At 59.9% G+C, this 19462-nt stretch carries 15 protein-coding genes and 2 pseudogenes; 13 read left to right on the top strand and 4 right to left on the bottom strand.

Annotation, left to right across the window (positions count from 1 at the left end; all coding sequences use genetic code 11):
• Window positions 1–185: 185 nt before the first annotated feature.
• The 11 genes from CCGE531_RS33515 to CCGE531_RS33465 all read left to right on the top strand — a co-directional run bounded on the left by CCGE531_RS33515 (window position 186) and on the right by CCGE531_RS33465 (window position 14553).
• The gene (locus CCGE531_RS33515; RefSeq protein ID WP_120671151.1) at window positions 186–1274 is read left to right on the top strand and encodes a substrate-binding domain-containing protein; all 1089 of its coding nucleotides are present in this window, start codon (window positions 186–188) and stop codon (window positions 1272–1274) included.
• A 57-nt stretch (window positions 1275–1331) separates the two neighbouring features.
• Window positions 1332–2861 (top strand): sugar ABC transporter ATP-binding protein, encoded by a 1530-nt coding sequence (locus CCGE531_RS33510; RefSeq protein WP_205587004.1) that lies wholly within the window; start codon window positions 1332–1334, stop codon window positions 2859–2861.
• Between the two features lie 10 nt (window positions 2862–2871).
• Window positions 2872–3813 carry an ABC transporter permease gene (locus tag CCGE531_RS33505; RefSeq protein ID WP_120671149.1) on the top strand — a complete coding sequence of 314 codons (942 nt, stop codon included), beginning with the start codon at window positions 2872–2874 and terminating at the stop codon, window positions 3811–3813.
• A 4-nt stretch (window positions 3814–3817) separates the two neighbouring features.
• Window positions 3818–4816 (top strand): ABC transporter permease, encoded by a 999-nt coding sequence (locus CCGE531_RS33500; protein WP_120671148.1) that lies wholly within the window; start codon window positions 3818–3820, stop codon window positions 4814–4816.
• A gap of 65 nt (window positions 4817–4881) precedes the next feature.
• A complete protein-coding gene (locus CCGE531_RS33495; RefSeq protein ID WP_120671147.1) occupies window positions 4882–5982 on the top strand; it encodes an NAD(P)-dependent alcohol dehydrogenase in 1101 nt (366 codons plus the stop codon).
• A gap of 11 nt (window positions 5983–5993) precedes the next feature.
• Window positions 5994–6305: an antibiotic biosynthesis monooxygenase gene (locus CCGE531_RS33490; RefSeq protein WP_120671146.1), complete on the top strand. Its 312-nt coding sequence runs from the start codon at window positions 5994–5996 to the stop codon at window positions 6303–6305.
• Between the two features lie 74 nt (window positions 6306–6379).
• A complete protein-coding gene (locus CCGE531_RS33485) occupies window positions 6380–7642 on the top strand; it encodes an NAD(P)/FAD-dependent oxidoreductase (RefSeq protein WP_120671145.1) in 1263 nt (420 codons plus the stop codon).
• A gap of 709 nt (window positions 7643–8351) precedes the next feature.
• Entirely contained in the window at window positions 8352–9266 is a 915-nt protein-coding gene (locus tag CCGE531_RS33480) for a hypothetical protein (protein WP_120671144.1), read from the top strand.
• Window positions 9266–12901 carry a DEAD/DEAH box helicase gene (locus tag CCGE531_RS33475; RefSeq protein WP_120671143.1) on the top strand — a complete coding sequence of 1212 codons (3636 nt, stop codon included), beginning with the start codon at window positions 9266–9268 and terminating at the stop codon, window positions 12899–12901. Before CCGE531_RS33480 ends, CCGE531_RS33475 begins: the two co-directional genes overlap by 1 nt.
• A 9-nt stretch (window positions 12902–12910) precedes the next feature.
• Window positions 12911–14191, top strand: a complete 1281-nt coding sequence (locus CCGE531_RS33470; protein ID WP_120671142.1) for a SidA/IucD/PvdA family monooxygenase — start codon at window positions 12911–12913, stop codon at window positions 14189–14191.
• 50 nt (window positions 14192–14241) lie between these two features.
• A complete protein-coding gene (locus CCGE531_RS33465) occupies window positions 14242–14553 on the top strand; it encodes a hypothetical protein (RefSeq protein ID WP_120671141.1) in 312 nt (103 codons plus the stop codon).
• A 128-nt stretch (window positions 14554–14681) separates the two neighbouring features.
• Here the strand turns inward: CCGE531_RS33465 and CCGE531_RS34620 are convergent.
• A pseudogene (locus CCGE531_RS34620) lies at window positions 14682–15098 on the bottom strand (hypothetical protein); the annotation flags it as partial.
• A 35-nt stretch (window positions 15099–15133) separates the two neighbouring features.
• On the opposite strand from CCGE531_RS34620, the pseudogene CCGE531_RS35380 reads away from it, so the two are divergent.
• Together CCGE531_RS35380 and CCGE531_RS33455 are read left to right on the top strand one after the other, a co-directional pair.
• A pseudogene (locus tag CCGE531_RS35380) lies at window positions 15134–15195 on the top strand (hypothetical protein); the annotation flags it as partial.
• A 4-nt stretch (window positions 15196–15199) separates the two neighbouring features.
• A complete protein-coding gene (locus CCGE531_RS33455; protein WP_245459617.1) occupies window positions 15200–16306 on the top strand; it encodes a penicillin acylase family protein in 1107 nt (368 codons plus the stop codon).
• Between the two features lie 430 nt (window positions 16307–16736).
• Here the strand turns inward: CCGE531_RS33455 and CCGE531_RS33450 are convergent, their stop codons facing one another.
• The 3 genes from CCGE531_RS33450 to CCGE531_RS33440 form a co-directional block, all read right to left on the bottom strand.
• On the bottom strand, window positions 16737–17279 hold the full coding sequence (locus CCGE531_RS33450) for a methyltransferase domain-containing protein (protein ID WP_120671139.1): 543 nt from the start codon (window positions 17277–17279) through the stop codon (window positions 16737–16739).
• Window positions 17280–17443: 164 nt separating this feature from the next.
• Window positions 17444–17686, bottom strand: a complete 243-nt coding sequence (locus CCGE531_RS33445; RefSeq protein WP_162944158.1) for a hypothetical protein — start codon at window positions 17684–17686, stop codon at window positions 17444–17446.
• Window positions 17687–17787: 101 nt separating this feature from the next.
• Entirely contained in the window at window positions 17788–19425 is a 1638-nt protein-coding gene (locus tag CCGE531_RS33440) for an MFS transporter (RefSeq protein ID WP_120671137.1), read from the bottom strand.
• Between the last annotated feature and the right edge of the window lie 37 nt (window positions 19426–19462).

The raw sequence follows: 19462 nt of genomic DNA, 5'->3' as shown, positions 1-19462 counted from the left end.
TACCTTACATTGAATTACTCCAGGAAATTCGACATATTTGCCGAATCTATTGACAGATTGTCTGCTGATTTATAATCATTCTGTCTGCCGTTCTGGGGAGAGTCCGGCGACGGCTGGAGAACTGGGGCTCCCGACAACGCAGACAATAATCGGCCGCGCTGGGTGGCAAGAGGAGGAGAATTTCGATGAAAAGACGTACATTCCTACAGACGGGCAGTGCCTTGATTGCAGCTGGCGCGTTCGGATTACCGGGCATCCTGCGGGCAGAGGATGCGATCGCCCTGCTACCCGACACCTGGCCGTCCGAAGGGGAGAACCCCGTCGTCGACGCTGGTAAGTTTGCCAAGGCAGGCCGCTGGAAGATCGGTCACAGCCACTATGGCCTGGCCGGTTCAACGCACACCTATCAAACCGCATTCGAGGCCGAATACGAGATCAGCAGGAACAAGGCCCGTGTCGCCGACTATCAATTCCGGAGCGCCGACCTCAACGCCTCCAAACAGGTCGCCGACATCGAAGATCTGATCGCACAAAAAGTCGATGCAATCATCATTGCGCCGCTTACGACAGGCTCGGCCGTCGAAGGCATCAGGAAGGCGAAGGCCGCTGGCATTCCGACGGTCGTCTATCTCGGTCGCGTCGACACTGACGAATTCACGGTGCAGGTCCAGGGCGACGACTTCTACTTCGGCCGGGTGATGGCGCAGTTCCTCGTCGATAAGCTCGGCAACAAGGGAAAAGTGTGGGTGCTGCGCGGCGTCGCCGGACATCCGATCGATGCTGATCGTTACGCCGGGGCGATGGAAGTCTTCAGCAAGTCCGGTCTCCAAATCACCTCAACCCAGCACGGCAGCTGGTCCTACGAGGACTCAAAGAAGATAGCCGAAAGCCTCTATCTCTCTGATCCCGATGTCGCCGGGGTCTGGACTGATGGCGCGAACATGTCGCTCGGGGTCCTGGACGCGCTGCAGGAAGCCGGGGCTTCCACCATTCCACCGATCACGGGAGAAGCCCTGAACGGTTGGATGCGTCGTTGGAATGACGAAAAGCTCTCTTCGATTGGGCCCATTTGCCCTCCGGCTCTTTCGACGGCAGCCCTGCGTGCGGCCTTCGCGCTTCTCGAAGGCAAGCCGATCCAGCGCAACTGGACCAACCGGCCCAAGCCAATCGTCGATGGCAATCTTGCGCAGTTTTACCGCCCCGACCTCACGGACGCTTACTGGGCCCCAACAGAAATGCCGAATGAGAAGCTCCTCGAGTACTTCAAGGCCTGACGCTACGCGGGCGCGGACGAACCGCGCCCGCATCACTCTCAAAGAATGGAAGTACTCATGACCATGCTTGTCGAGATGGTCGGCATCGACAAATCGTTCGGTGCGACCCAGGTCCTTTCGAACGTCCGGTTTTCACTTGAACGAGGCTCAATCCACGCACTCATGGGTGAGAACGGCGCAGGAAAGTCCACGCTCATGCGAATTCTGGCGGGCGTCTACCAGCCGACCGCCGGAAGCGTACGACTCCATGGACAGGAGGCAGCCTTCCGTTCTCCCAAGGAAGCGCGCCTTGCGGGAGTATCGACCGTGTTTCAGGAGTTCACGCTGATCCCTAATCTCACGGTCGCCGAGAACATGTTTCTAGGGCACGAACCACGGCGCGCCGACGGTTCGATCGATGGAGCCGAGGTCGTGGAGAGGTCTCGCAAACTGCTGGCGGATGTTTTTCCACAACTGGACGCGACGGCAATCGTGGAGACACTGACGGTGGCGCAACAGCAGGCCGTGGAAATCGCAAAGGGCCTAACGTCGAACGCCGATGTCTTCATTTTTGACGAACCGACCGCCGCTTTGAACTCCACGGACGTCGACCATCTCTTCAAGGTCATTCGTGACCTGAAAGCGAAGGGGAAGGCGGTCGTCTATATTTCGCATCGCATGAACGAGGTTTTCGAACTCTGCGATACCATCACCGTCATGAAGGACGGCGCGTGGGTGAAGACCGCAAAGGCGCAAGATTTCAATCTTCATTCTCTCGTCGCGACCATGGTGGGGCGTGAACTCCAGAACTTTTTTCCAGCCCGATCGCGCGAGACAGGCGAGCCCATGCTCGAGGTTTCTGAACTCCGGCTTCAGGATGACGGTTCGACTGTGGGCTTTGCTGTCCGGAAAGGCGAAATCATCGGGCTGGCCGGACTCGAAGGGCAGGGACAGCGAGAGATCATGCGTGCGGTCGTCGGCGTCGAAACCGCAAGGGCCGTTACAGTCCGCCGCCGGCAAGCAAACAACAGCATGAAGGGCGTGAATGTGTCGTCGGGTTTCTCGAACGCCATCGCATCGGGGATAGGCTTTATCCCCGAAGACAGGAAGCAGGAGGGCCTGTTCCTGCGCCTACCCATCTACGATAATATCGCTCTCGGAAAACAGCTCAACCGCAACATGGCCAGTGTCGCCTGGCGGTCCGTCTCCAAGGTTCGGGAAGTTATCAAGGCTTTGCGCGTGGCCGCGGCCGATCCAAGTGTTCCAGTCGGGAAGCTCTCCGGTGGCAATCAGCAGAAAGTCCTACTGGGGCGCTGGTTGCTTTCCGGCGTCGACATACTGGTTATCGAAGAGCCGACACGGGGTGTCGATGTCGGGGCGAAGGCCGAAATTTACCGGCTGCTCCGCGATTTCTGCGACCGCGGCGGTGCCGTGATCGTCTCCTCCCGCGAACACGCAGAGCTGATCGGTCTCTGCGACAAAATCCTCGTAGTTCACGACCGGAAGGTCGTCGGTCAGATGCCTGCCGCGGACGCGACCGAAGAGAGCATCCTCCGAACCGCACTCGTTTCCAACTCCGCGCACGAGTCGCGCGCGGCCGTTCATTGAGGAGGAACCCATGAATACCGTCACGGCCTTTTTCAGGATCCCGTACCGGGCCGGAGCGATCCGTCTTTCGATTGGTACACTGGTTATCATGCTGATCGCGTCGGTGATCTTCCTCCCGGGTTTCCTCGCTCCGGAGAATCTCTCGAACCTGCTCGCCCAGTCCACCGTTCTTGTTATCTCCGCGTTGGGGCAGACGTTCGTCATCCTAACCGGCGGCCTCGACGTTTCGGTCGGATCGATTATCAGCATCACGACCACGATCATGACTCTCGATCTTCCCGAATCCGTTCGGGTCCTGCTCTGTATTGCGGTGGCGATGGCGTTCGGCATAGCAAATGGCTACGGCGTGGCACGGCTGAACGTCCACCCGATCATCATGACGCTGGCGACGATGGGTATCGCGCAAGGCCTTGCGCTCATCATCCTTCCAATTCCCGGCGGACGCGTTCCCGAATGGTTGTCAGCATCGGTCGCCGGTTCGATCGGCCCGATACCCAACTCACTTTTCTGGCTGATTTTAGCATCCTGCGCTGCGGCCTGGATCCTCTATCGCAGACCGTTCGGTCTCTATCTATTTGCCTCGGGCGGCAACGATTTTAACGCGCGCATGAACGGTGTTCCCGTCGAACGCACGGTCATCAAGGCCTACGTCCTGTCGGCGTTGTTCGCGTGCGCAGCCGGAATGTTCCTCGCGGGCCGTCTTGCCTCGGGCGATCCCAAGGGTGGTACGACCTTCGGCATCGAGTCCGTCACTGCGGCGGCGCTCGGGGGCGTCCATCTTGCGGGCGGCATTGGCAGTATCCTTGGCACCGTCGTGGGAGCGGCCATTCTCGGAATCGTCAACAACGTGATGAACCTCGCCAACGTGTCGGCTTACCTACAGTCGGTCGTGAAAGGCCTGCTGCTGCTCCTGCTCGTCGTCTCCCAGCGTCGTAAAACAATCGGACTTTAAGAAGATGGACTTCTCGATGACAGGCACAAAAGCGAAAACCGAGACGCTGCCGCGCCCCTTTTATGCGAAGCGTGTCGTTTCGTGGATACTCGGTTTGCCGCCGGCCTACTACGTCCTCGCGATCCTGATCGCGCTCGCCCCGGCGGTCAGCGCGACTCTGATCAACCCCAACTACTGGTTTGTGATCCTCAAGCAGTCCGCCCCGCTCGGAATCGCTGTACTGGCGCAGTCCCTCGTCATGCGCGTGCGCTCGATCGATCTGTCGGTCAGCGGCGTGTTCGCCTTCGCGATTTACCTGGCGAGCTCGGGCTTCTTGAACAACTATCCTCCATATGTAACGGTCCTGATGCCGATCGCCGTTGGCATCGCGGTCGGCCTGATCAATGGCATTCTCGTCGCTTACATCCGGGCGTCCGCGGTCATCTCGACACTGAGTGTCTCCGCGATCCTAATTGGCATCGTGCAGTACATGAGCGCCGGTCGCGCGCCCGGATCGACGCCGAGCTGGCTTCGCGGGCTCACCAGCGGCAATATCCACGGGCTTTCGTATTCCGTGATCGTCTGGATCGGAATTTCCGCGCTAGTCGCCATTGCATTCCGCTTCCTCATCGTCGGCCGCTACTTTCGCGCCGTCGGAGACAATCCACGTGCGGCAGAGACGACCGGCATCCCACTGGCCCGAACCATCTTCGTTTCCCATACGCTTGCAGGCACGCTGACGGGCATTGCCGCTCTGGTTCAGGTCTCGGCGCTCGCCGTCGGTACCATCAAGCCCGGCTTCGATACCTTCATGAACGCGCTCGCCGCGACAATCCTTGGAGGCGTCACCTTCGGGGTGGACAGGGGCGGTGTTGCAGGCCCGTTCGTGGCGGTCGTCGCGTTCAGCTTCCTGTTCGCCATGCTGACAGTCTTCGGCATCCAGGAGCCTGGAAAGCTCATCGTCCAGGGCGGGATTATCGCACTTGCTGCGATCGTTTACGGGGCGCGCGCCGGACGAGTCTGAATGGACCCGGTTCTGGCGGCAAAAGCAGGTCCCGCCGCAGTCGCGGGAGAGTGAAGGAGAAGAGAATGGTGAAGATCACAGCCGCCGTCGCAGTCAAGCCGAAGAGCCCGTTGGAGTTTCGCGAACTCGAACTAGCCGATCCCCAAGGTAACGAGATCCTGGTTCGTACTGTCGCGACGGGCATCTGCCACACCGACCTCCTTCTGCGCGACGGCATCTTCGGGCCACCGGCTCCGGTCATTCCCGGCCACGAGGGCGTCGGCATTGTCGAGGCGATCGGTGCCGACGTCCAGAGTCTCAAGGTCGGTGATCACGTCGCGCTCAGCCAGAGCTCATGCGGCTTCTGCGCCGATTGCCGCCGCTCACACCCGATGAACTGTCAGAATTACACCCAGTACAACCTCGCCGGGCTGCGTCCCAACGGAAAGAAGGCATTGCTATGCGACGAGGTCGGTATCGGCAGCAACTTCGTTGGTCAGTCATCCTTCGCTACGCACATTCTGGCGACTGAAAACAACGCTGCGCAGCTTCCCAAGGATTTCGACCTGATGAATGCGGCCCCGCTCGGTTGCGGCATGGCAACGGGAGCAGGTACCGTCATCAACGCCATGAAGCCGGAGATCGGACAAACCATTGCCGTGTTCGGCGCGGGAGCAGTCGGCATGGCTGCGGTGATGGCCGCCAAGGTGCGGCGGTGTAGCAAGATCATCATCGTTGACCTGAATGAGCAGCGTTTGGCCATGGCCAAGACGTTGGGCGCGACCCACGCAATCAACGGCAGGGACCCAGACGTCGTGGAGCAGATCCACGCCTTGACGGGTGGCGGTGCCGATTTTGCGATCGACGCCGTGGGTATCATTCCCGTCATCCTGAACACGATCAAATGCACGCGGGCAGGGGGCCATATCGTCCTCCTCGGGCTCGACGCGCTCGGCAAGGACATTCCAATTCCGCTGGACCTCATGGTCTTCAACCGGAAAATTCAGGGTGCCATCCTCGGAGACCAGATCCCGCAGCTCTTCATTCCCCAACTGGTCGAGCTGAACCAGGCCGGCTTATTCCCGTTCCAGGAGCTGATCACAAAGTATCCGTTCGAGAAAATCAACGAGGCCATCGCCGATGCCGAAGCTGGCCGCGTGATCAAGCCCGTCATCGTCTTCAACTAGGAGCTTCCCACATGCCATCGCGCAAGTCCGACGAACAGCATCTTATTGTCGAGTTTAAAACATCGACGCGTAACCGGGACCGTGTCAACACACTGCTCCAGGAGTTTGTCGGCCCTGCCCGCGAGGAAGAGGGCTGCCTTTACTACAATCTCTACCAGCGCTCCGACGAGCCCAATACGTTCTTCATTCTCGATGGTTGGGCAAACGAGGAGGCAGCCGCGCGTCACGGAGAATCTGCGAACGTCAAGCGTGTTCTCGAACCACTGCTTCCGTTGCTGGTAAGCCCCCCTTCCATCATCGTGAGCAGTCGCATCAGCGACTGAGTTTGTGATCATGCAACACCGAAAGACGCGCTCGATCCGAGGCGGGTTTTTCCAAAGGCTCGCGGGAGGACGAAATGGAGCATCGAGTTGTCATCGTGGGAGGCGGTTTCGCCGGCCTCCAATTGGCCAAGGATCTCAAATGTCCAAACCTCTCGATCACGATCATCGACAGACGCAATCATCACCTGTTCCAGCCGCTACTCTATCAGGTCGCGACGACGGTCTTGGCGACCTCCGAGATTGCCTGGCCCATTCGGGCTGTATTCCGCCAAAGGAAAGATGTCACGACGCTTCTTGGCGAGGTCGTGGGCGTCGATGTCGAGAAGCGGCTCGTCTCGCTCAAGGGCGGTCATGCCATTTCCTACGATACCCTTGTTCTCGCAACGGGGGCCCGTCACGCGTATTTCGGCCGGGATGAATGGGAGCCTTTCGCGCCCGGACTGAAGGCATTGGAAGACGCCACCACCATCCGCCGTCGTCTTCTCCTGGCATTCGAAAAGGCGGAGCTGGAAACCGATCCCCAAGCGCGGGCGGCGCTGCTGACCTTCTCGATAATCGGCGCGGGGCCGACAGGCGTCGAGATGGCCGGGATCATCGCCGAACTGGCTCAAAGGACGCTTGTCGAGGAATTCAGAAACATTGATACGACTTCGGCGCGCATTCTTCTTGTAGAGGCAGGGCCGCGTATTCTGCCTGTTTTCCATGAGGCGTTATCGCAATACGCCGAGCGATCTCTTGCGTCGATGGGCGTCGAGGTTCGCACGGGAAGGCCCGTAACCGACTGCAACGAGGAAGGCATATCGATTGGGGACGAGTTCGTCCCGAGCCGCACGGTCATATGGGCGGCGGGTGTGCAGGCATCCAAGGCCGCCGTGTGGGTGGGGGCGGAGACGGATCGAGCGGGGCGTGCTATCGTGCAGCCCGACCTCACGGTCTTCGAACACCCGGACATCTTCGTTGTCGGCGATACCGCTAGCGTTAAGACTGGCGAGGGAATGCTGGTTCCTGGTATCGCGCCTGCCGCAAAGCAGCAGGGAAAATACGTCGCCCAAGTGATCAAGGCCCGCCTCAAGCAGCGCTCAGGGCCGCCTGCCTTCAAGTACAGGCATCTTGGCAATCTTGCGACCATAGGACCAAGCTCCGCGGTGATCGATTTCGGAAGGCTGCGGCTGAAGGGCTCCATCGCCTGGTGGATCTGGGGCTTTGCCCACATCTACTTTTTGATCGGAACGCGGAGCCGCATGGCAGTCGCGCTGAGCTGGCTTTGGGCATTTACCTCCGGACATCACTCTGCCCGCCTTATTACCCAGAAGGAGACGCTGAAGGACGAGGTCTAGCAGGGATCATCAGTGGCGGTGGTGGAAAACCACAGCCAGGTCGCCGCGATCGCAGCAAGGGCTCAGGTGCAGTCTTCTACGCTTCACAGCATCAACGCGCTTGTGGCGTCGATTGACCGCCAAACCCGAAAGAACGCATCTAATGGCTGAGGAGACTGCTTCTCCGGAGCTCAGCTCGCATTTGACGGTGGCGCGCTCACTAGCCTACTGACCGAATTTCAGGATGGAGGTCAGAACTGTCGACGTCGTCAATTCTGACGGCGACGAAATTCTTTTAGTGCCGCGGCGCATCCCACGATAATCCCGTGGACCCGCTTCCTGGAACATCGTCATTCCCGAAGCCGATGAGGGCCTTTGCGGGGAGAGGAATGGCTGCGATGTCGCGCGACATCGAAGGGGTATGGCGGCTCGCCACGACCTGTAAGACACCTGCGACCGGCCTTCGAGAAATGCGAGAGACGGTCAGCGGTTGGGCGTAATTGGGTTTCGCCGCGAGAGGTCTGCGTTTGCGCATCGTTGCGCATCTCACAGTACAATGCTGCACCTTTGCGAAATAGCGATTGCGGGAAGTTTGCAAGCCAATCCACTGCAAAACAACCACCGCCCTCTGGTTGAACGATTCCTTTTGTAATAGAGAGCGTGCATCGAAAACGAGGGGGTTTTTAAGTGATATTGCTCGGCGATTCCTCGCGAAACAAATGATCGAAAGATGATCCGCTTTCGCCGCATAGCCCTGCGGCCTCTCAATGCTTGGCTGGCCTCCCAGCCTTTAAACGGTTCGCATCGCAAATACGAGTTGCGAGTATGGCGGGAGGTGAATGCGAATTTCGCGGCGCTGCGCGATGAGCTCATTGCCTACACGCAGGAGGCGCTGGATGACGCTCGCGTAAGGATCCGCAAGGGCTTTGAGGACAACCTCTCGCCCTTCTCGGACCCAGTTGACGATCCGGCAGCGCATTACCCCGCCATGCTCAACCGCATCACGCTCCAGGGCTATCTAGGCGAGACATTGGCTGGATTGGCCGTCGAGCATTTCGGCGCGTTCGGCAAGCACGACTGGCACGTCCCCGCTTTTCTGTTTCGCTTTCACGATCAGGAGTTCCAGCACCTCGATCTCATCAACGAACGTCTTTTGATGGGAGAGGCGCACGATCCCGATGCTTCCGCCGAAAAGCGCCCGGGCCGAACCGGTGATGACGCGCTGGCGTTCCGAATTGATCAGGCGGGCAAGATTACCCATGTCCTGGCGCTCGAGGCGAAGTGCCTGGTTAAAAGCAACACCGCTATCATCGCAGACGCTCATGGAAAGCTAGCCGCGGGCACTCGCCGACCAAGCGGCATTCGCGAACTGATCACGTTGCTGTCGGACTACGAAACGGATGAAGCCCAGGCATGGGTCGCGCGTCTGCTCGACCTTTATCGAGACGGCTTTCGAACCGCCAAGAGGCGCGATGGCCTCGCCTATACGGTGGGGGATTCGCCTGCACGGCCTGCGAGCCGGGTGAGCTGGCTGCCCATTGACGCCCCGCATCCATCCTATTCCGCCGACCGCCGTTTCGGCGCGATGGAATTCCAGCTCGAGGACCTCAAGGGGCTCGTCGATATACTTTACCGGGGGGCCTAATGCCGAGCGAAGCTGTCCTCACTCTTTCCGGTACGATCAGGGCGCACTTTGCCGGTTCCGCGCTTTCTCCGTTGCAAGCGAAGCTTTATAGCCAGCGCGTGCGGCGCGACATGGGCGCAGACGGCCTGATATCGTTCAGCCCGGCAGAACTGACCGCGCGCCTCGACGAGGCATGCTTGTTGCTTGAGGTAGGATGGCTCGAGCGAGCGGCTGACCATGGACGCGCCTGGACGCAAGCCGTAAAACGCGCCGCCGAGGTTCTGGAATGGATTTCCCATGCCGCGCTCAAGCCGCCCGAGGCGCCGATCCATCTTTTATCCGCAGCCGCCTACCAAGTCGCGGGCTATCCCGCCATGGCGCTCGGCCACCTGCGCACCATGCCTGCCGGCGAGGCCTTCTCAACGATCCTGCGTGAATTTTTGCGCGGTGATTTTGATGCCGCGTTGTCTGGCGTTCAAGCCTTCTGGAAAATTCAACACGACCTCGACGCGGAGCACGGTTTGCCGGTCACGGTCGCAGCAGATGGCGAAGCCGAGGAGGGTTTGGTCGACCTCGAGGTCTCCACCGTCCGCCATGTCATAATGTGCATTGGCACCATCTGCTCCTACCTTCGCACCGGGGAGAGGGCGCTGGTTGACCGCGCGCTCGTGAAGCTCGATGCCTTGGCGCACAGCTATCTCCACAGTCGCGACCCCTATTCCTATCTGCTTGCGCGTCTGTGTGCGGGTGCCGCACATAGTTTCATCGAGGCAAGCCTGTGGCCCCACATCGAGCGGCTCGCCGACGATGCCAATTTGAGCACCCGCGCAGCCCTCACCCAATTCGCCCGCGCCGCCTTCGTCAATCGGCGCGCCTTGGTCTGGCCCGCGCAACGTGACGGTATTGATCGCCTTGCCGCCGATGATAGCTTCGTCCTGTGCACGCCTACAGGATCGGGTAAGACGACTATCGCGACACTCGGCGCCGTCCAGGGCTTGTTTGCGCCACGCGGCGATCCGTTTGTCGCTGCGAACCTGATCCTCTATCTGGTGCCGTCACGCGCGCTCGCAGCGGAGGTCGAGACACGTTTTGCTGAAGATCTGAGGGGAATTGCAGCGGAGCCCGTCGTCGTTACCGGCCTCTATGGCGGTACCGATTGGGGTCCTACCGACGCCTGGGTCCAGATCGATCAGCCGACCGTCGTCATATGCACCTTCGAAAAGGCCGACGCGCTGCTGCGCTATCTCGGGATGCTGTTTCTGGATCGAGTGCGTCTCGTCGTGATCGACGAAGCGCATATGGTTGAGCAAGATCCGACCCGCGCTGAGGCGGTCACTGATGGCACATCACGTGCGCTGAGACTCGAGCAGCTCAGCGCGCGGCTGCTGCGTGCGCAGGACGAGAAGGGCTTCCGCATCATCGCCCTCTCGGCAGTTGCGGCAAAGGCGGCTCCGGCGATTGCATCGTGGCTGTCAGGCGACGAGCATGGTGGACCTATTAGCTCGACCTACCGAAGCACTCGTCAGATGCTCGGCCGGCTGGAAGTCACACGCTCTGGCCTGTTCGACATTCGCTACGATCTGATGGACGGTCGCACCCTAGAGTTCGCGGACGAGCGAGCCGACGACCGGCCGTATATTCCACGGCCGTTTCCGGCCGTCCCAGGCGGCGTCGATAGTTCGCAAGGCGTAGAGAAATCGCTGCGCGGCCCGACCCTTTGGGCTGCGCTCCACCTCGCAGCGGAGCGCCCTGACGGCACCCGCCCAACCGTCATGATCTCGCTGACCCAATTCGTCAGTGCCTTCGCCGAGACTTGTGCGGATCTGATCGAGGCGTGGATCGAGGCGGAAGTGACCCTTCCTAACTATTGGGCCGTCGCCGGTGACGATCCGCATTGGCAAAGCTGCCTCGCCGCGGCGGATGACTATTTCACCAAACAATCGTTTGAATACCGTCTGCTGGTACGCGGGATCGCTGTCCATCACGGGCAAATGCCAGCGCTTCTTGCGCGCAGGCTAAAGGTTGCGATCGACCGCGGCAATGTCCGGGTCGTGATCGCAACATCGACATTGTCGGAGGGTGTCAACATCCCCGTCAATACGCTGCTTATTCCCAGCGTCCATCGCTCAAACAGCGTGTTCCCCGTCAATGAATTCTCCAATCTTATCGGCCGCGCCGGCCGCCCGGGCGTCGCCACCGAAGGCAATGCTCTGGTTGTCCTTCCCGAGCGAGAATACCGCGTCCGCGTCCGCCGTCGGGAGCTGGTCTGGAATCGCACCTGGGAAGGCTATGAAAAGCTCGTCGCTGAACTGAAGGACGCGACAGAGCTTGCCTCCACCGGCGATCTGTCAGTTGCGGACAGCACGGCCAACAGCGCGCTCGCGATCCTGCTTGAACGGCTTCGCGATGCTTGGGACCAGATTAGCGGCAGCGGTGACGATGACGAATTTGCCGAATGGTTGGAAGAGACGGCTGTCTCCCGCCATGACGAGGACAAAGACGGCGACGACACCGATATGCTGCTGGACACGCTCGATGGACTGCTGATCGCTGCGGTTCAGGAGATAGAACAGATGCGCGCCGTCGGCCTGGGCGCCGCTGAGCTCGAAGCGGAGCTGGCCGCGCTCTGGCGGCGGACCTATGCATATGTAGCGGCAGATGAGGAAGATCGCCTTGCGCAAACCTGGCTCGGGCGTGGCCGTGCGATCACCAGTCTTTATCCAGACCCAAAGAGGCGTCGCCAGCTGTACAAGACCAGCCTCCCGCCGCGATCCGGATCGATCCTCCTCGACCGCGTTGAGGAAATCCGCACGACGTTGCAAGTGGGCAGCGACTATGCTGAACGTTCACCCGAGCAGCAGTTCCAGTTCGTGCGCGCAATTATCGCGCTGCTTGGCGAGGTGCCGGCATTCCGGATCTCGACTAAACTTGGCCGCAAGAAAAAGCCTTTTTCCGACTGGGAGAAGCTGCTGCGCTGGTGGCTGTTCAAGATAAGTCTCAAGAAACAACCGCAGCCCAAGGAGCTCGGGCCCTGGTTCGCTTTCGTCGCGGACAATTTCATCTACCGTGGCAATTGGGGGCTTGGCAGCTTGGTGGGGGTGCTCATGGATCAGGGTGACGCCGCAGGTCCGGTTGACGCGCTCACCATGGACGACTGGCCGCGCAGCGGTCTGCCCTGGATCGGTTTCTGGCTCAAGGAACTGGTAAACTGGGGAACGCTCGATCCTGTTGCCGCTTTCCTGCTGGCGCGCGGCAACGCAACCGATCGAGCGCACGCCGAGCTGGCTGCCCAAGAGTATTATGCGCAGCTTGATGAAGGAACAGAGGCAAACGACAAGCTCGATCCTCGCATGATACGCGATTGGGCAGAAGGACGGCGGCCGCCGGCGCCCTCGCGGCCAGCGCCACGCAACATCGTCCTTGATGTCCGGCTCGAACGCCCGGCTGAAGGCTATCTGGTGCGCCGGCTGAGCGTTTTGCCCTTGGTGGTCGCGGAAACCTTGAGCTGGATTGATCCGGCCGGCTATGCTGTCGCTTACTGCGATCGTCCTGCGGATTGGGACGACCAGTCGTCACGCTACCGGTTCGAGCTATCTGTAGACCGGCGGCAGGTCACCGGTGAGCCTTATCTGCCGCACCGACACGACGCGCCATAAGGATCGACCATGCCAGCACAGCGTCTAGCGATCATTGGGGGCGGACCCAAAGCGGCGGCGATCGCGGCAAAGGCCGCGTGCCTGCGCGAACTCGCCGACCTTCCGCTCGAGGTCGTGATTTTCGAACGGCACGAGATCGGCTCAGCCTGGACAGGTAACCACGGTTATACCGACGGCCAGCAACGGCTTTGCACGCCGGCCGAACGTGACATCGGCTTCCCTTATGACTCCCAGCTGGCGGATGGCCTCGGCAGCGAACTGCAAGTGGGCTACTCTTGGATGGCTTATGCCATCGATAAGGGGAGCTATGGTGACTGGGTGGATCGGGGACGGCCGAAACCGACGCATCGGGAATTCGCCGAATATATTGCCTGGTGCATCGACGGTGCAGCGCCCGTCCTATTTGGCGAGGTCACGGCCCTGAAGCATCGGTTCGAGCGCTGGAGCGTTACCTATAACGACGCCGCAACCGGGCTGCCTAAACGGGAAAGCGGCTTCGACGGCGTCGTCCTGACAGGCCCTGGTCCGCAGTCTAAGCGTCTCCCGCAGGTTGCCGATCCCCGTATCTTCGACGGTGTGGGCTTCTGGTTTCCCGGCATTGTCGCCGGGGCGGCGCAACTAGCGGCGCAGAGCCCGGACGATCCTGTGGTCATCGTTGGTTCCGGCGGCACAGCAGCGGCCACGGCAGCCGCGTTGGTTCGTGCCCAAGTGCAAAACGAAATCATCGTGCTCGGCAATCAGGCCGCGCTTTACGCCCGCGCCGACAGCTACTTTGAAAACCGGGCCTTTCGCGACCCGAAATTCTGGTCTGCGCTCAGTGCCGATGACCGCCGCGCGTTCTCGGACAGACTGACCCGCGGTGCGGTCTGGTCGAACGTCGTCGATCTGCTCGCCCAGGTCAATACGATCGACTATCTACAAGGCGAAGCAATCGAGATACGTCATGATCCTGTCGGCGATCCGGCTGGTGCGTTGATGGTGGATTATCGGACTTCGGCTGATCCTAAGAGTGTCATCGCACAACCTGCCTCCGTCGTTATCGATGCGACCGGGTTCGATCCTTGGTGGTTCCGGTCTCTGCTTTCGAAGACCCTGGCTGCACGGACGCTTGGGGAGGGTGAGATGCGCACGAATATGGCAAGCGACCTCAGCCTGCCGTTGATGGGCGCCCCTCGACTGCATGTTCCGATGGTGGGTCAGGCTGTTGGTCCGGCCTACAATTCGCTGATGGCGTTGGGATCGCTATCCGACGCCATTCTCAGGCCCTATGTCGAAGCAGCGCTCGCTTGAAATTTCACGTGTTCATATGTATATATGAACGCATGAACGGAGAAAGCCCGATGCCCGATCCTAAAGACAATATGGTGCTGCGCACTGTTTACTTGCCACTTGGCCTCGATCGCGAGCTGCGACAGCTTGCGTTTTCCCGGGATGTCAGCAAGGCGGACCTCATTCGTGACTTCATACGGCAGGGCCTGGGCGGGGTACAGCAAGCAGGGGAAAAAACCCTCGCCGATAAGGTCCAGGAGCGCATCGATACCCGTGAGAAGGTTATTTCTAGCGCCTTATTGAGTACCCAGAGCAAAAAAACCTCTCTGAGCCCCAGCGGAAAGCGGCGTCGCAGTCACGCGAAGCAGGCCGCTCGCGCCTGACTGTCGGCGGCGCAGCAAAGCGGCGTCATGGATACCATTGATCGGCGTGCGACTAATGACAGGCGTTTTGATGATCGTATTGACTCTGTAGCTCACTTCGGGAGAAGACGGAGCGGGCTAGAGAGGTATTACGAGCCTGTGCACGCAGGATCACGGCATTCTTTTCCGGCGCATTCCTTGCAAGCCTGCGACCTGCTCCACTCGATGTGCCGATCAAGCGGCGAGCAAAGCTTACGAAACCGCCTGGCCGTCACCTTGAGCGTGTCGATATGAAAATCGGATACATCAATGTCGCGCGGCTTAACCGCCGCACGCTGCTTTGTATCCGGAAGACTGCGGAGCGCCATGAGCAAATTCGTCGCCGCGGCAGTAGGCAGCCTGAATGCCCCATCGAGATCGGCGAGGTCGGAGAGATTACGCGAGAAAATAAAGATTGCTAAGCGGTCAGGTGCACCAGTTTTCCTTCTGTTTGGACCCTTCCGTTCACCGTCATCATGCTCGATCCGAGCACGGCGCCGGCGCCGCTCGGACATGGGCCAGACCACGGCCTGAATGAGCGAGCCGAGATTGCTATTGACCGTTGGGGGGGGTAGCACACATCCGCGCTAACGCCTTAGCGGATCTCTTTTTCGCGCAGGGCTACAACGTGGCGAGAGATCGACTATGGCAAATCGACCTTTGGCGTGCCTATGTCGAGCGCATAGAGCGCCGCGAGGAGAACCCGCCGCCGGAGTTCGAGCAACTCGGTAGCCGTCCGTCGCGCTGGAAAGCTGAAGACGTCGTCCGCATTCGCAGTCACTGCTTGACGTATAACGCGGTGACAGAAGTGATACGGGCGAATGTGTTAGCGACGGCTGGAACGCAGGCCGAAGCGCTCCGCTGTCAGATCGAACCTCCAGTGGCGCCTGTCGCTGATCCGAACCTCGCGCTCTCGGACATTCCAATGGCGGTTAATGACGTTTTAAAGCTGGCGAAGGCACCCGTCAGCTTCAGTCCGGAACGCCTCGCGGCGAATTTGGGGCAGGCGCGCCTTTGGAAACGCTTGAGTGTCGAAGGCGAGGTCGAGCAAATCGTGGAGCCGGAAGGCTCTAACAACTGGGTCGTTTCGTCTGCGCGAACCGCAACCGGGCGACCCATAATGGCTACGGATCCGCACAGGGCACAAACGGTGCCAGCGCTCCGCTACATGGTCCATCTCTCAGCACCTGGTCTTAATGTGATCGGCGCCGGGGAGCCGGCCGTGCCAGGAGTTTCCCTGGGACACAACGGCCACAGCGCTTTCTCGCTTACCATTTCTGCCGCTGATCAGGAAGATGTCTACGTGTATGAGACAAGACCCGGGGATCCGGTGGCCTATCGCTACAAAGACAGTTGGGAAAGCGTGACGACGATTGAGGAAGTGTTCGAGGTAAAGGGTTGCACCCCGCAAACCTTTCCATTGCACTTCACCCGGCACGGACCAATTGTATACGAGGACAGCAGGGGCAGAAAAGCCTTCGCTGTCCGGACCGTCTGGAGCGAACCGGGTTCTGCCCCATACCTGGCAAGCTTATCGACCATGCGTGCCAAAACTTTTGACGGTTATCGCGATGCCTTGCGAGGATGGGGAACACCATCGACTAACCATCTCTATGCCGATGTGACTGGCGCCATCGGTTGGCAAGTTGCCGGTAAAACTCCGATCCGGCCACGTTCCGCCTCTTGCCAAAGCCCTTCCGAAGCTTCGTGCGCCTCCAGTGATAGCGGTGATTGAAGAGATCTTCGTCGCAGGCAAAACTGTCGGGGTCCGGCGACATCTCTGCCTGCGACGGGGACACGGCGTGATAGCTGTGTCCCTGGATCGCGCACCGGATGCGGCAGCCATCCCGGCAGATAAGCATAATCCGGAAAATCTTTATTCGGTAACAGACGAGGACGTTTCAAAGCGCAAGCCCTAGCAGCAGCACGCAATGATCATCGTCTCATCGAAGGCTGCTGCCAAGAAAAATGGCGACGCGATCCTCCGTGACGAAATCAACGTGAACCGTTGGTCGGCACGTAGCGCCGGCCTTGGATCTCCTGCCACATCTGGTGCTCGTGAAACGCAGGACCGCGCGCGTGTCGGATCTCCTTAGCCACGCTAGATCGACCGCTCCCGCATGCGCAGCGCAGCGCAGGCTGTTGCTATCGATTTAATGAGATGACTATCTCGTTTTTCTGTAGGTCCACAGCTGCGCCGGTGGAATATTGCGCATCATAAAAGCCAGGTGGCGGACTTCGTACCCGGCGGGCAGCCCTTTGGGAACGCGCTCCAGGAGGTCGAGGATCAGCGACAAACGCTTTGGCGGCGGCAGATGCAGGAGGGGCACCGCGGAGATGACGCAGTCGAACTTTGCGTTCCGCTCAGCACCCAGAACAAGATCGAGCGCGAAGGCGTCTCCGCATCGGATATCAACCTCGGGAAACTCCTGCCTGAGATGCCGGCAGAACTCCGGCGAATACTCCACGGAAAGCAGCTCTTTTGGACGAACGCCCCGCGCCAGGATCTCCTTGGTGATGACACCTGTTCCTGGACCCAGTTCAAGGACAGGGAGATCGGGGGAGGAATTGATGACGCTCGCCATCTTTCTTGCTGTCGCAACCGAGGTTGGCGTGATGGCGCCGACCGCGGTCCGATCGCGCCTCCAGCCCTTCAGGAACTCTATCTCATCCTTGAACTTCAGCCCCACCCGCTCCCGCACGCCCATTCTATTCTCCGCTCCTCTTCAAAAAATCCGAGCCACTAACATCGCCTAAACACGACAAATGCAAGCCCGTCCGCGCCATTTTCGATTTCGATTGTGGTTTTCATATAAGATTTGAGGCCAACTCGGGTTTGCCTCTAGACTTAAACGCGTTCCGTTTATCGGCCTCACTGGAAGCGATCCGATCTTATCTTGCGAACGGCCTCCTCAATCGAGTCGACGCCAAGCAACACCAAAGCTTCTTCCAGGCACCGCTCGATCTCCACAACGCTTCTGTCCTGGATCCGGGCGATTTCTTCAAGTGATCTGTCCTGTTTCAGCCACCGCAGGGCGTTCATCTGCAGCGGGCAAAGGGGCAAAGCGTTCGCCACAACTTCTCCAAGCGTTTTGAATTGGCTATGCGGCGCCACGAGGCCGCCTCGCCACCGTCCCTCGCATCAGGCCGTTACTCGCTTCCATCATTCCGTCTCCTCTCGTGTCCAGAGCCGAACACGCTTCGGTGTGACCGACCTTATTTTTGTGAAACGTACGGCACTGGCGTGGCCTTGCGCGCAGCCGTTGGGCGCTCCACCAGAATCGTCGTCCGAGGCATGTCAGATGCGCTGCTCAACGCCTTGAGCTCGTCGTCCAGGTCCTTGTCTGCTTCCGTGAGGCGATGATGAAGGCGGTGGAAATCCGTCCATGTCGGGGTCCGGAACGTCTCGAGCCACCGGGAGGGCTGTTGGACATCGCGGGTGAGCGTCCACTGACGCGCGCCGACGCGGCTTTGCACATCGCGACGCTGCCGCATGATTTCGAGAAACCGGACGGCGTTCTCTTCAGCAACTGCGTATTCAATCGTCACAAGGATCGGGCCGCTTCGTGGCTTCAAATCGAGTGCAGGCACCGGCGCGTCGAAGACTCCCAAGGCCTCGTGTTCAGACTCGACGCGGTTGCTGATCGGCAGCTTCAGCCCAAGAACCGCGACCACCAGCGACGCCGCCGCCGAGCAGGCGAGGGACAGGGAGAGGGAATGATTTTCGGCGATAATTCCCCACAGCCAACTACCACCGGCGATACCCCCATAGGTAAAGGCGCTGTAGACGGAAATGGTGCGGCCGACGACCCAGCGCGGGCTTGCCAACTGTACATTGACGCCGAAGCCCGACCATCCGGTCACCCAGCCTGCGCCACCGAAGGTCAGGCACAGGGTTGCGATAATGAGCGAAGACGTCAGGGCAAGTGAAATCGCGCAGATCGCGCACGCGACGCAGGCCAGCACGATCAGCACTTCCTGCGTAACAGCGCGTCGAAGCGACGGGTTCGCCAGTCCCGCGATCAGCGCACCGGCGCCGAAGCCGCCCATGAGAATGCCGTAGTCGATCGGACCGCCCTTCAGGAGGTCCCTTGCAACCAGCGGCAGAAGCGCCAGCATTGAGGTGCCCGTCAACCCGAACAACGTCCCCCGAACGATAGTCGCCTTGATCTCGGAGGAAATCGCCGTAAAGCGCAGACCATCATAGATCGACGTCATGAGCGCTTCACGAGGGAGTGGCGAGGTTTTCACGGTCCACTTGTTGCGCCAAAGAGCGGTGAGGGGCGCGACGAAGCCGAGGGTGGTCAGCGCGAAGGTGACGAGCGGCCCGAACACTGCAACGATGATGCCGCCAAGCGCGGGACCGACGCTACGGACCGTATTGAACCCGACATTAAGAAGTGTCACGGCCGACGGAAGATGGCGGCGCTCCAGCATGTCGCCGAGCGAAGCACGCCAGGCAGGGTCGCTGAGTGCGATACCGCAGCCGTCGAGGAAACTGAACGCAAGGATCAACCATGGATCTGTGATGCCGAAGGCCATCAGGATCGTCAGCATCGCCGAGGCCGCCATCATCAGGCTTCGACCGACAATCATGACCATGCGCCGGCTATAGTTGTCGGCAATCGCCCCAACGAAGATCGCAAGAAAGAAGGCGGGCAAAGTGGACGACGCCTGGACCAGGGCGACCATAACATCGGAGGTGGAAACAGTCGCCATGAGCCAACTCAGCGCAACCGTCTGCATCAACCAGCCAAGGCTCGACAGCTGTGATGCGAAGAAGATGGACCGGAACGTCGAATTCTTGAGCGGCGCCAATAGCCCTACGGATGCTGTCTCTTCATGTGAAGGCATGTCATTCAGTCTCTTTCGGGCGATGCATTCTCAGACG

The organism is Rhizobium sp. CCGE531, assembly GCF_003627795.1.
Taxonomy (GTDB): domain Bacteria; phylum Pseudomonadota; class Alphaproteobacteria; order Rhizobiales; family Rhizobiaceae; genus Rhizobium.
The sequence above is the reverse complement of the archived record's forward strand: the minus strand, read 5'-3'. Positions and strand labels throughout refer to the sequence as shown.

Excerpts from the sequence above, each read along its gene's own strand:
- CCGE531_RS33450 (WP_120671139.1), bottom strand. The coding sequence starts at position 17,279 with ATGGGCGTGCGGGAGCGGGTGGGGCTGAAGTTCAAGGATGAGATAGAG.
- CCGE531_RS33490 (WP_120671146.1), top strand. The coding sequence starts at position 5,994 with ATGCCATCGCGCAAGTCCGACGAACAGCATCTTATTGTCGAGTTTAAA.
- CCGE531_RS33500 (WP_120671148.1), top strand. The coding sequence starts at position 3,818 with ATGGACTTCTCGATGACAGGCACAAAAGCGAAAACCGAGACGCTGCCG.
- CCGE531_RS33485 (WP_120671145.1), top strand. The coding sequence starts at position 6,380 with ATGGAGCATCGAGTTGTCATCGTGGGAGGCGGTTTCGCCGGCCTCCAA.
- CCGE531_RS33505 (WP_120671149.1), top strand. The coding sequence starts at position 2,872 with ATGAATACCGTCACGGCCTTTTTCAGGATCCCGTACCGGGCCGGAGCG.
- CCGE531_RS33465 (WP_120671141.1), top strand. The coding sequence starts at position 14,242 with ATGCCCGATCCTAAAGACAATATGGTGCTGCGCACTGTTTACTTGCCA.
- CCGE531_RS33470 (WP_120671142.1), top strand. The coding sequence starts at position 12,911 with ATGCCAGCACAGCGTCTAGCGATCATTGGGGGCGGACCCAAAGCGGCG.
- CCGE531_RS33480 (WP_120671144.1), top strand. The coding sequence starts at position 8,352 with ATGATCCGCTTTCGCCGCATAGCCCTGCGGCCTCTCAATGCTTGGCTG.
- CCGE531_RS33510 (WP_205587004.1), top strand. The coding sequence starts at position 1,332 with ATGACCATGCTTGTCGAGATGGTCGGCATCGACAAATCGTTCGGTGCG.
- CCGE531_RS33440 (WP_120671137.1), bottom strand. The coding sequence starts at position 19,425 with ATGCCTTCACATGAAGAGACAGCATCCGTAGGGCTATTGGCGCCGCTC.
- CCGE531_RS33495 (WP_120671147.1), top strand. The coding sequence starts at position 4,882 with ATGGTGAAGATCACAGCCGCCGTCGCAGTCAAGCCGAAGAGCCCGTTG.
- CCGE531_RS33475 (WP_120671143.1), top strand. The coding sequence starts at position 9,266 with ATGCCGAGCGAAGCTGTCCTCACTCTTTCCGGTACGATCAGGGCGCAC.
- CCGE531_RS33515 (WP_120671151.1), top strand. The coding sequence starts at position 186 with ATGAAAAGACGTACATTCCTACAGACGGGCAGTGCCTTGATTGCAGCT.